The sequence below is a fragment of the Bacillus sp. PS237 genome (assembly GCF_037963345.1).
In the GTDB taxonomy this organism is placed as follows: domain Bacteria; phylum Bacillota; class Bacilli; order Bacillales; family Bacillaceae; genus Bacillus; species Bacillus subtilis.
This window is the reverse complement of the sequence record NZ_CP150156.1, coordinates 431848-445764: the sequence shown is the minus strand read 5'-3', so window position 1 is coordinate 445764 and position 13917 is coordinate 431848. Positions and strand designations below refer to the sequence as shown.

At 46.3% G+C, this 13917-nt stretch carries 14 protein-coding genes; 5 read left to right on the top strand and 9 right to left on the bottom strand.

Annotated features, from left to right (window positions below; genetic code table 11):
• Window positions 1-38: 38 nt before the first annotated feature.
• The 4 genes from gdh to gabT all read right to left on the bottom strand — a co-directional run bounded on the left by gdh (window position 39) and on the right by gabT (window position 4597).
• Window positions 39-824 (bottom strand): glucose 1-dehydrogenase, encoded by a 786-nt coding sequence (gdh, locus tag NST22_RS02250; protein WP_003246720.1) that lies wholly within the window; start codon window positions 822-824, stop codon window positions 39-41.
• Window positions 825-843: 19 nt separating this feature from the next.
• On the bottom strand, window positions 844-1707 hold the full coding sequence (gene glcU, locus NST22_RS02245) for a glucose uptake protein GlcU (protein ID WP_003234455.1): 864 nt from the start codon (window positions 1705-1707) through the stop codon (window positions 844-846).
• 122 nt (window positions 1708-1829) lie between these two features.
• Complete coding sequence (gene gabD, locus NST22_RS02240; protein WP_003246615.1) at window positions 1830-3218, bottom strand: succinate-semialdehyde dehydrogenase; 1389 nt, start codon at window positions 3216-3218, stop codon at window positions 1830-1832.
• Between the two features lie 68 nt (window positions 3219-3286).
• Window positions 3287-4597: a 4-aminobutyrate--2-oxoglutarate transaminase gene (gene gabT, locus NST22_RS02235; RefSeq protein ID WP_003234459.1), complete on the bottom strand. Its 1311-nt coding sequence runs from the start codon at window positions 4595-4597 to the stop codon at window positions 3287-3289.
• A gap of 106 nt (window positions 4598-4703) precedes the next feature.
• On the opposite strand from gabT, the gene gabR reads away from it, so the two are divergent.
• The gene (gabR, locus tag NST22_RS02230; RefSeq protein WP_003246571.1) at window positions 4704-6143 is read left to right on the top strand and encodes a transcriptional regulator GabR; all 1440 of its coding nucleotides are present in this window, start codon (window positions 4704-4706) and stop codon (window positions 6141-6143) included.
• A gap of 1 nt (window position 6144) precedes the next feature.
• Here the strand turns inward: gabR and NST22_RS02225 are convergent, their stop codons facing one another.
• Window positions 6145-6459 carry a metalloregulator ArsR/SmtB family transcription factor gene (locus NST22_RS02225; RefSeq protein WP_003234476.1) on the bottom strand — a complete coding sequence of 105 codons (315 nt, stop codon included), beginning with the start codon at window positions 6457-6459 and terminating at the stop codon, window positions 6145-6147.
• 139 nt (window positions 6460-6598) lie between these two features.
• On the opposite strand from NST22_RS02225, the gene NST22_RS02220 reads away from it, so the two are divergent.
• The 4 genes from NST22_RS02220 to NST22_RS02205 all read left to right on the top strand — a co-directional run bounded on the left by NST22_RS02220 (window position 6599) and on the right by NST22_RS02205 (window position 10132).
• Window positions 6599-6886 carry a putative quinol monooxygenase gene (locus NST22_RS02220; protein ID WP_003234477.1) on the top strand — a complete coding sequence of 96 codons (288 nt, stop codon included), beginning with the start codon at window positions 6599-6601 and terminating at the stop codon, window positions 6884-6886.
• Between the two features lie 16 nt (window positions 6887-6902).
• On the top strand, window positions 6903-7652 hold the full coding sequence (gene nfsA / locus NST22_RS02215) for an oxygen-insensitive NADPH nitroreductase (RefSeq protein ID WP_003234479.1): 750 nt from the start codon (window positions 6903-6905) through the stop codon (window positions 7650-7652).
• Between the two features lie 163 nt (window positions 7653-7815).
• A complete protein-coding gene (locus tag NST22_RS02210; RefSeq protein WP_003246592.1) occupies window positions 7816-8694 on the top strand; it encodes a TetR/AcrR family transcriptional regulator in 879 nt (292 codons plus the stop codon).
• Between the two features lie 19 nt (window positions 8695-8713).
• On the top strand, window positions 8714-10132 hold the full coding sequence (locus tag NST22_RS02205) for an MDR family MFS transporter (protein ID WP_003246604.1): 1419 nt from the start codon (window positions 8714-8716) through the stop codon (window positions 10130-10132).
• Between the two features lie 46 nt (window positions 10133-10178).
• Here NST22_RS02205 and yclQ read toward each other — a convergent pair whose 3' ends face one another.
• From yclQ to yclN, 4 genes are read right to left on the bottom strand one after another with little or no spacing between them, the layout of a single operon-like run.
• Window positions 10179-11132: a petrobactin ABC transporter substrate-binding protein YclQ gene (gene yclQ / locus NST22_RS02200; RefSeq protein ID WP_003246619.1), complete on the bottom strand. Its 954-nt coding sequence runs from the start codon at window positions 11130-11132 to the stop codon at window positions 10179-10181.
• A 21-nt stretch (window positions 11133-11153) separates the two neighbouring features.
• Complete coding sequence (yclP, locus tag NST22_RS02195; protein WP_003234487.1) at window positions 11154-11912, bottom strand: petrobactin ABC transporter ATP-binding protein YclP; 759 nt, start codon at window positions 11910-11912, stop codon at window positions 11154-11156.
• The gene (gene yclO, locus NST22_RS02190) at window positions 11906-12853 is read right to left on the bottom strand and encodes a petrobactin ABC transporter permease YclO (protein WP_003246705.1); all 948 of its coding nucleotides are present in this window, start codon (window positions 12851-12853) and stop codon (window positions 11906-11908) included. The genes yclP and yclO overlap by 7 nt, the downstream gene beginning before the upstream one ends.
• On the bottom strand, window positions 12846-13796 hold the full coding sequence (yclN, locus tag NST22_RS02185) for a petrobactin ABC transporter permease YclN (protein ID WP_003234491.1): 951 nt from the start codon (window positions 13794-13796) through the stop codon (window positions 12846-12848). Before yclN ends, yclO begins: the two co-directional genes overlap by 8 nt.
• Between the last annotated feature and the right edge of the window lie 121 nt (window positions 13797-13917).

The following is a 13917-nucleotide window of genomic DNA, read 5'->3' as shown; positions in this document are numbered from 1 at the left end:
AAGCGATCCAGATGTCATGTCTGGGTCGCTTTTTATGTTTAACCGCGGCCTGCCTGGAATGAAGGATATTGTGTCATACCGCCGTCCGCGAATAACGTGATGCCTGTGACGTAGCTGGCTTCCTTCGAAGCAAGCCAGGCTGCTACTGCGGCGATCTCCTCCGGTTCGCCGATATATCCCATTGGAATCATGCTTTCTACATCAGCTTTCTGTTTAGGGTCAGCGAATTTTTCAGCATTGATTGGCGTGTTGATCGCACCTGGCCCAATATTATTGACGCGAATGCCCTTCGGCGCGTATTCCAACGCTAATGTTTCTGTCATCAGCTTTATCCCGCCTTTACTTGCCGCATAGTGGACAAATAACGGCCAAGGAATCACTTCGTGCACACTGGACATGTTAATGACATTTCCCTTGATATCGTTTTCTACGAAATATTTAATCGCTTCACGGCTTCCTAAAAAGGCACCCGTTAAGTTCGTGCCGATGACTTTATCCCAATCCTTGAGCGGCATTTCGTGAGATGGCACAGGATTTTCAAGACCGGCATTATTAATCATAATATCGAGTGTGCCGAACTCCTTAATTGCCGTTTGCACGATATTTTTTACATCTTCCTCTTTCGTGACATCTCCTTGGACGACAACAGCTTCACCGCCCGCCTTGATGACCTCTTCTTTTACCTCGTTCGGATCTTGTTTATTACTATAATAGTTGATAACCACTTTTGCCTGCTCCTTGCCGAAGCGAATGGCCATCGCCTTTCCGAGCCCTGAAGCAGCTCCTGTAATAGCGACGACTTTTCCTTTTAAATCCGGATACATATACATCCTCCTCCATTTGTTATGAATTTGTTTTGGCGATTCCTAAGAATACGGCGGCGGCAATAATCAGGATAATCCCGATCGCAATTGCTATTAGCTGGCGTTTCGTTTTCTTTTCACGCAGGATGAAAATACCGCCGAGCGTAGAAATGACAATTCCCATTTGTGAAAGGGAAAAGCTCGTTGCAACGCCGACTCGCGGCTGAGAAATAAACAAAAACATATTTCCGCCTGCCCAGATTAACCCTGGGAGAATATTTCTGATCGCATACTTGTTAAAGGGTTTGTGTCTATAGGTTAAAACTAACCCCCCGACCACCATGCCAATTGCCTGTGGCAGCAGCGCGGACCAGCCGGACACATTGAATAATCTAGCCACGACTACATAAACCAAATAACCAAGAGTCGAAACAAGGAGAATCAAAATGCCCTTTTTCAAATTGCTTGGCTCGCCCTCTTTTTTATCATTCTTATCTTCCAAGGACGTGAGAATGATTCCCACAATGATAAAGATCAAAGCGAGAACGCCAAGCGTAATCGCAATCGGTGTTGACCATTCGCGGAACACGATCACACCGAACAGCGAGGTGGAAACGAGCTGCATTCCTGTGGAAATCGGCATTGTTTTCGACACGCCCATCAATTGAATGCTTTTCAACTGGTTGGCCTGTCCAAGTGACCAAAATAAGCCGGATACGATTCCAACAATAAAAATGCGAAGGGACAGAACGGGCTGAACAAAAAAGTAAATAACGATAGAAACAATGAGTGCCCCGATCGTCGTTCCCAGTGTCTGGCTGTACGGCCCGCCGCCTAATTTCACATTGAAGAGAACAATGCTCCCCCAAAACAAAGCCGGGAGAAGAGCCAATAATAAATCCATTGTTGGGGAACCTTCTTTCAAAATGTATTTGCTGTTATTTTGGCTGGAATTGTTGTGATTATTCGCCGGAACACAAAAAGAGCTGCCGGAAAATCCGGCAGCTCTCAGGAGCGTGCATTCTTTTATAAACCGATGGACAAATATTTTGTTTCAAGGTACGGCTCGATACCTTCTGAACCGCCTTCACGGCCGATGCCGCTTTCTTTCATTCCGCCGAATGGCGCTTGAACCGCTGACGGTCCGCCGTCATTCCAGCCGATAATGCCATACTCTAGATTCTCGGAAATATAGATGCCGCGGCGGTAGTTTTCTGTGAAGAAGTAAGCAGCCAAGCCATACGGTGTATCGTTGGCAAGCTGAATCGCTTCATCAATATCAGAAAACGTGACGATCGGGGCGACCGGGCCGAATGTTTCCTCATGCATGATGTTCATGGACGTATCGACATCGGTGAGCACTGTCGGATTCACAAAGTAGCACCCTTTGTCATCGTTTCGGTCATATGTGCCCCCAGCAATCACTTTCGCGCCTTTTTCAACCGCATCATCTATTTGGCTGACGATTTTTTCGAAGCCTCGTTTGTTGATAATCGGGCCGACATTGACGCCTTCCTCAAGTCCATTTCCGACTTTCAGCTTAGACACTTGCTCGCTCAGTTTCGCAGCAAATTCATCTTTAATGGATTCATGAACGATCAGGCGGTTGGCACATACGCAGGTTTGGCCGGCGTTTCGGTATTTGGACGCCATCGCCTGTTCAACGGCAAGGTCAATGTCCGCATCTTCATCTACGATCAGCGGGGCGTGTCCGCCGAGCTCCATTGAGACGTGCTTTACGGTGTCAGCGCTGTTTTTCATAAGGATTTTCCCTACAGGTGTTGAGCCTGTGAACGTGATTTTGCGGATTTTCGGACTGCTTGTGAACACATTTCCGATTTCTTCTCCATCGCCGATCACAACCTGAAGAACATCCTTCGGAATGCCCGCTTCATATGCGAGGCGCGCTAGTTCATAAGCAGACAGCGGTGTGTCCGGCGCCGGCTTGATGATAAATGTACAGCCGGCGGCAAGAGCAGGCGCCGCTTTGCGTGTAATCATCGCATTCGGGAAATTCCAGGGCGTGATAGCAGCAACGGGGCCGACCGGCTGGCGTGTGACAACAATTCGTTTACCAGTTGTCGGGGCCGGGACCGTTCTTCCGTACACACGCTTCGCTTCCTCTGCGAACCATTCGATATAGCCTGCGCCGTAAAGTACCTCGCCGACTGCTTCCTGGTATGGTTTTCCGTTTTCCTTTGTAATTAAATCTGCAAGCTCTTCTTTATGTTCAACAATCAGCTCATACCATTTTTTCAAAAGAGACGTTCTTTCGTTCGCTGATGTTTTAGACCACGTTTTAAACGCTTGATGTGAACGTTCAATGGCTTCTTCTACCTCTGTGGCTGATTGCTGAGGAATCGTTTTGATCTCCTCGCCCGTAGCCGGGTTGTAGACCGTTAATTGATCTGGCATATTGAACATTCCTTTCTTTTCATGATTACTTAAAATGATAGCAGACCCGGCCATTTTCTTTCCAATGATTAAGCTCGCAGGCCCGCCTCCAAGATGCTGAGCCCTTCATTTAATAGGCTGTCTGAGATGACGAGCGGTGTCAAAAAGCGGATGATATTACCGTTAATTCCCGCTGTCAGCAAAAGTAATCCGTTTTGATTCGCATAGGCCGCGATCGCTGCTGCTTTTGTCTTATCAGGCTCACGCGTGTCAGGATCCTTGACGATTTCGATTGCGGCCATCGCCCCGAGTCTGCGGATGTCACCGATGAACGGGAATTCTTGTTTCCACTCATACGCCTTGTCTTCAATGATTTTGCCAATTTCTTCAGATCGCTCATTCAGTCCTTCTTCTTCGATAATATCCAAGACTGCCAAAGCCGCCGCGCAGCCGAGCGGGCTGCCGGCATACGTGCCGCCCAGCTCCCCTGGCGCTGCCGCATCAAGCATTTCCGCACGCCCGATCACACCGCTTAATGGCAGGCCTGCCGCAAGCGATTTAGAAACCGTGATCAGATCGGGCACTACATCAAAGTGCTCAATTGCGAAATAAGTGCCAGTTCTGGCAAAGCCGGTTTGGATTTCATCAGCAACAAAAACAATGCCGTGTTCTTTGCAGAATGAAGCGACGTGCTGTACGAACCGTTTCGAAGGAATAATAAATCCGCCTTCTCCCTGCACTGGCTCCATCACGACACACGCCACCGTTTCAGGCGCCACTGAAGCGATAAAGAAATCATTGAATGCTTGAATGACCATATCGTCATAGCTTTCATCACTCATGCCGGCCGGCTTCTGATAATAATAAGGGAACGGCGCTTGATAAACCTCTGGCGCAAAAGGCCCGAAACCGAATTTATAAGGTTTTACCTTGCTTGTCATGCTCATCGTCATATTCGTGCGCCCGTGAAACCCGCGTGTAAACGAGACAACGCCTTGGCGCTTTGTATACTTTCTGGCGATTTTCACAGCGTTTTCGACCGCTTCTGCCCCTGAGTTAAGAAAAATCGCTTTTTTCTCATGGCTGCCCGGCGCGATGCCGCACAGTTTTTCTGCTAATTCGATATAAGTCGGGTACATCATGACATTAAAACCAGGATGAATCAGCTCCTCCGCCTGCCGCTTCACAGCCTCAACCACCTTCGGATGCGAGTGTCCGACATTTAACGTGCCGATGGCGCCTGCAAAATCAATAAATCTCCGGCCATCCAGATCGTACAGCTCGGCCCCTTCTCCTTTGACCGCCAGACTGCGGTTGCCGTTGCTCACACCTTTTGACACAAATTGATCCCGTTTTTGCTGCCATTGTGCAGTTGTGATGCTTGCTGTTGTTTGACTCATGTGAATATCCCCCTGTCGGTATTTTCTTATCATTCTGACTTCTCTTTGGTATGATGAAAAGTACCAATTATAACTTTTTGATGGTATCAGAAGGAGAAACTACAAAATGGATATCACGATTACACTCGATCGTTCAGAACAAGCCGATTATATCTATCAGCAAATTTATCAAAAGCTGAAAAAAGAAATCCTCAGCCGCAATCTGCTGCCGCACTCGAAGGTTCCCTCCAAGCGGGAGCTGGCTGAAAATCTCAAGGTCAGCGTAAATTCAGTGAATTCAGCCTATCAGCAGCTGCTGGCTGAGGGGTATTTGTACGCCATTGAACGAAAGGGTTTCTTCGTGGAGGAACTAGACATGTTTTCCGCCGAGGAGCACCCTCCATTTGCACTGCCGGATGACCTAAAAGAGATTCACATCGACCAGAGCGATTGGATATCGTTTTCACACATGAGTTCCGATACAGACCATTTTCCGATCAAAAGCTGGTTCCGCTGCGAGCAAAAAGCGGCCTCCCGCTCATACCGCACGCTCGGCGATATGTCACATCCGCAAGGGATATATGAAGTGAGAGCGGCCATTACGAGGCTCATTTCCCTGACGAGGGGTGTAAAATGCAGGCCGGAACAAATGATCATAGGGGCAGGCACACAGGTGCTCATGCAGCTGTTGACTGAGCTTTTACCCAAGGAAGCCGTGTATGCGATGGAGGAGCCTGGCTACAGGCGCATGTATCAGCTTTTGAAGAATGCCGGAAAACAAGTAAAGACGATCATGCTGGATGAAAAAGGCATGTCGATTGCTGAAATCACCAGACAGCAGCCAGATGTGCTGGTGACCACCCCGTCGCATCAGTTTCCGTCCGGAACGATTATGCCTGTATCCAGAAGAATTCAGCTGCTGAACTGGGCAGCCGAGGAGCCGCGCCGATATATCATTGAGGACGATTATGATAGTGAATTCACATATGATGTAGACAGTATTCCGGCGCTGCAAAGCCTCGACCGTTTTCAAAATGTCATCTATATGGGAACCTTTTCAAAGTCCCTTCTCCCCGGCTTACGGATCAGCTATATGGTGTTGCCGCCTGAGCTGTTGAGGGCATACAAACAGCGGGGCTATGATCTGCAGACTTGCTCATCACTCACACAGCTCACCCTGCAGGAATTTATCGAGTCTGGTGAATATCAGAAGCATATAAAAAAAATGAAGCAGCATTATAAAGAAAAGAGAGAACGCCTGATCACCGCTTTAGAAGCAGAGTTCAGCGGAGAGGTTACCGTAAAAGGGGCAAATGCGGGGCTGCATTTTGTTACCGAATTTGATACCAGGCGCACCGAACAAGACATCCTGTCACATGCTGCCGGGCTGCAGCTTGAAATATTCGGAATGAGCCGATTTAACTTGAAGGAAAACAAGCGGCAAACGGGCAGGCCTGCTCTCATTATCGGCTTTGCACGGCTGAAGGAAGAAGATATTCAGGAGGGTGTGCAGCGGCTTTTCAAAGCGGTTTACGGACATAAAAAAATCCCCGTTACAGGGGATTGATTCACCAGCGGTCCTGGTCTACATTCAGCACGGCTTCAAGCAGTCCCGGAAATGCCTTTTCAAGGTCTTCAGCGCGAAGCGAATAATACCGGCGCTTTCCTTCTATCCGAACTTGAGCGATGCCTGATTCTCTCAAAACTTTAAAATGATGCGACAAAGTCGATTTGGCAACCTGCACATCTGCACAGGTGCTGCACGTTTTTTCTTTTGCTTCAGCTAATTGCTTGACGAGCTCTAAACGAAGCGGATCACTAAGTGCATGAAGAACCTTTGTCAGCTGCAATGTTTCTGTTTCTGGATGGTTTGGAATGTTCATGACACAAATGTATCATACAACAATTAGAATGACAATTTTACTATATAAGGGTTTTTCCTTTACCTCATTTAGAATACATGTTACATTTAGTTCGATGAAATTCGAACAATAAATTCGCATAACGACGGAGGAGATTTACATGATCGTATTACAAGCTTACATCAAAGTAAAACCAGAAAAACGCGAGGAATTTTTGAGCGAGGCTCAATCACTTGTTCAGCATTCAAGAGCTGAGGAAGGCAACGCGCAATACGACCTATTCGAAAAAGTAGGCGAAGAAAATACATTTGTCATGCTTGAAAAATGGAAAGATGAAGCGGCAATGAAATTCCATAACGAAACTGCGCATTTCCAAGGGTTTGTCGCAAAAGGAAAAGAACTGCTGAGCGCTCCTCTTGATGTTGTCCGCACAGAGCTTAGCGAGTAAAGGAAGGGTGTCTCATATGAATGAAGTGATTAAATCTTTAACAGACCACCGCTCGATTCGCAGCTACACAGATGAGCCTGTAGCTCAGGAGCAATTGGACCAAATCATTGAAGCGGTGCAATCAGCCCCTTCTTCTATCAACGGACAGCAAGTGACTGTGATCACAGTCCAGGATAAAGAGCGCAAAAAGAAAATCTCCGAGCTGGCAGGCGGCCAGCCATGGATCGATCAAGCTCCTGTTTTCCTGCTGTTCTGCGCAGATTTTAACCGGGCCAAAATTGCGCTTGAAGATCTGCATGATTTCAAAATGGAAATCACAAATGGATTGGAATCTGTTCTTGTCGGCGCAGTAGACGCTGGTATTGCCCTCGGCACAGCAACAGCAGCGGCTGAGTCACTCGGACTTGGCACAGTTCCGATCGGTGCAGTTCGCGGAAACCCTCAAGAGCTGATCGAACTGCTTGAGCTTCCGAAATACGTGTTCCCTTTATCCGGCCTTGTCATTGGGCATCCTGCCGACCGTTCAGCGAAAAAACCGCGCTTGCCGCAGGAAGCTGTCAATCATCAGGAAACTTATTTGAATCAGGATGAGCTGACGTCTCACATTCAGGCATACGACGAACAGATGTCTGAATACATGAATAAACGGACAAACGGAAAAGAAACAAGAAACTGGTCACAGAGCATCGCTTCCTACTATGAGCGCCTGTACTATCCGCACATCCGTGAAATGCTTGAAAAACAAGGATTTAAAGTTGAAAAATAAGCTCTTATTCGGCCTGTCGGATTTTCCGGCAGGCCTTTCATTTACCCGGTTAAAATCCATTGACTTCTATTTTGTTTATCTGGTAAAATTTTTTCATTGTTACTCATTGGTTTTCTGTGAACCAATGGGTTTTCTAATGTTCAAGAAAGAAGGAAGCCATGAGATGCTTGATAAAAAAACAGATATCTTGTTAGCCGCGCGAAAGCTTTTTTCGGAAAAGGATTTTACGTCGGTTTCCATGCAGGCGATCGCAGAAGAATGTAAGATGTCAAAAGCTTCGATATATAAGCTGTTCCAATCTAAAGAAGATCTGCTTTTGGAGCTGCTGTCATTTAACCAGAAGCAAATGGTGGCCGCGGCCTCAAGACTTCAGGAAAATACAGCACTTACACCGGAGGAGCGTTTGACGCAAAAGGTCAAAATGGAACTGGAGGGCTTCAGGCGGAATCAGCAGTTTTTCAATATGCTGACCTACGGAAACCCCAAGCTGCACAATGACCGGGTCAAACAGCATATCCATCAGACCAGATCGACGATTATCTGCTGGCACCGCGATTCGCTGATCCAGGCGTATGGAGAAACCATTCTCCCGTTTGTGTGGGATTTGGTTATCATTCTTCACGGCATGATGCGTGAGTTTTTAATGCTGATCAAAATCGAGGAAAAACCGCTTGAGCTTGACCCGATCGCAGAGTTTATCATCAGCACCCTCAATCAGATTATCAAAAACAGGGAAACCCGCCAGTCTCTTCTTCCGCCCGAAGCCATCGAGCTTTATATTCATTCAGCATCCTCCTACAAGCCAAAGGATAAATCAGTCCTATTATCGGAAAGCCTGAAGGAATTACATAAAGGCATCTCTTCCCTGTCCGCCGCGGACTATGACGTAGATGAACTGACATCCGCAGCCGCTATGCTGGAGGAAGAAGCGAAGAAGGAAGAACCCCGCGCTTTTTTACTCAAATCACTGATTGGCTATCTGGAACAAACCGGTGTTTTAACACAGCCCGTTTCCATGTTAAAAACACTGTTAATTACTTAGAGAAAAGAAGGGATATGTATTGAACACAAGTATTGAACAAAAACCTTTTAACCGTTCTGTCATTGTCGGCATTTTGTTAGCCGGAGCGTTTGTGGCGATTTTGAACCAGACATTGTTGATTACTGCACTTCCCCATATCATGAGGGATTTCAATGTCGATGCCAACCAAGCACAATGGCTGACAACATCATTTATGTTAACCAACGGGATTTTAATTCCGATTACCGCGTTTTTAATTGAGAAATTCACAAGCCGGGCGCTGCTCATCACAGCAATGAGCATTTTCACTGCCGGAACAGTCGTCGGAGCGTTCGCGCCGAACTTCCCGGTTCTGCTGACAGCGCGTATCATTCAAGCGGCTGGAGCCGGCATTATGATGCCGCTCATGCAGACTGTATTCCTGACAATCTTTCCGATTGAAAAGCGCGGCCAGGCTATGGGTATGGTCGGATTGGTCATCTCATTCGCGCCTGCGATCGGACCGACTCTTTCCGGATGGGCTGTCGAAGCTTTCTCTTGGAGATCATTGTTTTATATTATTCTTCCGTTTGCTGTGATTGATTTGATTCTTGCCAGCATCCTGATGAAAAACGTGACGACTTTAAGAAAAACACAGATTGATATTTTATCAGTCATCCTTTCAACATTTGGGTTCGGCGGCCTTCTGTACGGCTTCTCAAGCGTCGGCTCTTATGGCTGGTCCAGTTCAACCGTCTTGATTTCACTGCTGGTGGGTGTCATCGCGCTGCTCTTGTTTATCACAAGACAAATGAAGCTTAAAAAACCGATGCTGGAATTCCGCGTCTTCACGTTTGGCGTTTTCAGCTTAACAACACTGCTGGGAACCCTCGTCTTTGCATTATTGATCGGTACGGAAACCATCCTGCCGCTTTATACACAAAATGTCAGAGACGTCACAGCTTTTGATACAGGGCTTATGCTCCTGCCGGGAGCCGTTGTGATGGGCTTTATGTCGCCGATTATCGGCAGAATTTTTGACCGTGTCGGCGGAAGAGGGCTGGCGATTGCCGGTTTCTGCATCATCTTCCTGACATCTCTGCCGTTTATGCAGCTGACTGACCATACGTCACTCGCTTGGATTGTCGTTTTATACACCGTTCGTCTCTTAGGCACCGCCATGATCATGATGCCGGTGACAACAGCCGGAATCAATGCGCTGCCGCGCCACTTGATTCCGCACGGAACTGCGATGAACAACACGATTCGCCAAGTCGGCGGCTCGATCGGAACCGCACTATTGGTTTCCGTGATGAGCAACCAGGCGGCACATGCAGGCACGACAAATGTGAAGCACGCCGCCCTGCACGGCATGAACGCCGCTTTTATAGTGGCTGCCGTCATTGCACTTGTCGGCTTCCTTCTCTCATTCACATTAAAGAAACCTCAGCGCCCTGCCGAACAGCAGCCGGCACGCTGATTAACAAAAAAAGAGCCCCGCTATTTAGCGGAGGCTCTTTTTGGTTTTACTTTTCTAAACCGTCTTTCACTTCTTTAATCATTTGCGTCATAGACTCAAGTCCGCCTCCTGATAAATACCAAGTAGCAGAATCAAGGTAGATGACATGACCATTTTTCACTGCGTTTACGTTTTTCACATAATCGTTTTCCACGACTTGTTTTGTAGATGATGTTTCTCCGATTGCTGTACCGCGGTCAATAACAAACAAGTAATCAGGGTTTGTTTTTGAAATGTACTCGTAAGAAACACTTTGTCCGTGCGTAGACGCTTTGATGTTTTGATCAGCCGGAGCCACGCCGAATACGTCATGGATCAGGCCGTATCTTGATTTAGGGCCGAACGCGCTGATTTTTCCATCGTTCGCCATGATGACGAGACCGTTTTTGTTAAGCTTTTCAGCGGTTTTCTTTACATCTGCGATTGAGTGATCAATGTTTGCGAGCTCATCTTTCACTTTGTCTTCTTTATCAAAGATTTTACCGATTGTTTCAGCGTCTGATTTAAATGATTCCATGTACTTCGCTGTATCTACACCAAGGTAAATCGTCGGCGCAATTTTAGAGAATTCTTTGTAAGACTCAGATTGTCTTGCTGAAATAATGATCAGATCAGGATCTAATTCTGCCACTTTGTCGAAGTCTGGCTCTTTTAAGCTGCCGACATCAGCGTATTTGTCATCCTTGAATTTGGACAGATATTTAGGAAGGACTTGTTTCGGCAGGCCCGCTACTATATCATCAAGTCCTAGTTTATCTAATGTATCTAAGCTTCCAAAGTCAAATACGACAACTTTTTTAGGGTTCTTCGGTACTTTTGTGCCGTTTTTGTCGAGCTGGTGTTTCACTGTGATTTGTTCTTTCTTTGTATCAGAACCTTTGCTGCTTGTGCTTTGGTTTCCGCATGCAGAAATGACAACGGCAGTGACCAAAGCGATGAATAGTAACGCGAACTTTTTCATGCTCCTCACCTCTTCTATATATTAAGAAAAATAAACACCTATTCTTTGATTATCAATCGTCTGAATCGGGATGGTCATATCGTAGATTTCCTCAAGCACTGATGTTTCTATCATTTCTTCAGGCGGTCCTTCTTTAACGATTCGGCCGTTTTTCAAAGCGACGATATAGTCAGAATAGACTGAAGCAAAATTGATATCGTGAATGACGATCACGATCGTTTTTCCAAGCTCCTCTACCAGCCGTTTCAGCAGTTTCATAATTTCAACTGAGTGTTTCATATCCAGATTGTTCAGCGGTTCATCCAGAAAGATATAATCTGTGTCCTGGGCAATGACCATGGCGATAAATGCCCTTTGGCACTGTCCGCCGCTCAGCTGATCCAAGTATTTGTCTTGAATGTCTTCCAGCTTCATATAGCTAAGCGCCTGGTTGATATGAACCCAGTCTTCCTCTGTCAGCCGGCCCTGTGAGTACGGAAACCTGCCAAAACTGACGAGGTCTTTGATCGTGAGCCTGATATTGATTTGGTTCGCCTGCTTCAAAATGCTCATTTTCTTGGCAAGCTCTTTGCTGTCACATGCTCCAATCTCTTGTCCGTCTATGTAAATCTCGCCGGAATCCTTTTTGATCAGGCGGCTCATGATAGACAGCAGCGTACTTTTGCCGGCGCCGTTAGGACCGATAAACGAGGTGATTTTGCCCTTTTGAATCGTGACTGACGTCTCTTCAAGAACAACTTTCCCGCCATATTGTTTGCTTACATTTCTGACCTCTACCATGATTTATTCTCCTTTAACAGCAAGTAGATAAAATAAATCCCGCCGGCAAAATTAATAATGACGCTCAGCGTCGTTGAGAAGGTAAACACTTTCTCAACCACAAACTGCCCTCCGACCAGCGCAATGATGCTGATGAAAACGGAGCCTGCGATTAAGTATGAATGCTTATATGTTTTCAGGAATTCTCTCGCCAGGTTGACGACCAGAAGGCCTAAAAACATAATCGGCCCGACTAGCGCTGTTGAAACAGAAACCAAAATCGCAACCACGATCAGCATCTGCTTCACCACTTTGTCGTAGTCAATGCCCAAATTCACGGCGTGCTCGCGTCCGAGCGACAGCACATCGAAAAATTTTGTAAAACGCCAGACATAAACGCCTGTCAGCAGGAAGATGATGAACGCGAGCCATAACAAATCCGTATTGATATTGTTAAAGCTGGCAAACATCTTGTCCTGCACAACTTGGAACTCGTTCGGATCAATCAGCATCTGCATAAAAGAAGACAGGCTGCTGAACAGCGTGCCAAACACGATTCCGATAAGCAGAAGGAAAAAGATATTTCTCCCCTCACCCTTGAACATGATCTGATACAAAACAAGAGAAAACAGGATCATCAGCAGAACAGAGATGATAAAGTTGATGTTTTTATTCATGATGACCATATTCGCAGAACCGAACAAAAAGATAATGCCAGTCTGAATCAGCATGTAGAGAGAATCAAGGCCCAAAATGCTCGGCGTCAGGATGCGGTTGTTCGTAATCGTTTGAAAGATCATGGTCGAAAACGCAATCGCTCCCCCAGTCAGCACAATGGCAGCGACTTTTTTGATTCGTCTCGGCAGGGTGTAATCCCAATTGCCTAAGTCATAAAACAAAAACAAGCCAATACATACAATGGCTAAACCAACGAGCAAAGCTATTTTCATCTGGTTACGCATAGGCTTTTCTCCTTAACAGCATAAACAGGAAAATGCCGCTGCCGATGATTCCGACCATCAGGCCAATCGAGATTTCATAAGGGAAGATAATGATTCTGCCCAGTATATCGCAAAACAGCACAAAAACCGCTCCCAACAGCACAGTATGCGGCAGGCTGCTCTTCAGATTGTCTCCTCTGTAAATCGATACAATATTCGGGATGATTAAACCGAGAAACGGCAGCATACCGACAGTCAAAATGACAAGAGACGTGATCAGGGACACGATAATGAGCCCGATGTTCACAACCCGTTTATACTTGAGGCCGAGGTTGACAGAAAAGCTTTCACCCATACCGGCCAATGTGAATTTATCCGCATACACATAGGCAATGATGACGAGCGGAATACTCAGATAAAGAAGCTCGTATCTTCCTTTCACGACTAAAGAGAAGTCTCCCTGCAGCCATGATGACACATTCTGGATCAAGTCATATTTATATGCGATAAATGTCGCGATTGAACTGACGATATTCCCGAGCATTAAACCGACAAGCGGAATAAAGATGGTGTCGTTAAACTTGATTCTTTCAAGGATTTTCATAAACAGAAAATTTCCTGCAAGGGCAAAGACAAACGCGACCAGCATTTTGATTAAAGGACTGGCGGATGTAAACAGCAGCAAGGAAATTAAAATGCCGAGCCTCGCCCAATCCATCGTGCCCGCCGTCGTCGGTGACACGAATTTATTTCTGCTGATCTGCTGCATAATCAAACCGCAGATGCTCATGCTTAATCCCGCAATGACAATGCTGATCAATCGCGGCAAACGGCTTGCAAACAGCGTTGACGCCTCTTGTTTGCTTAAATCGAAGAGATCAAGCGGCGACAGATCTTCTACACCGATAAATACAGATGTGACTGCTAATATGATAAGTAGAATAAATAAGTAACGTAGCTTCATGCTGCCTCCTTACATCCTTACAGCAAAAAGAACGTATCTCCTACTCCGCAAGGACTCAAAACAATATGGCCATATAGTAATTGATTATCATTATCATTTACATATTACCATTTTTATAGGG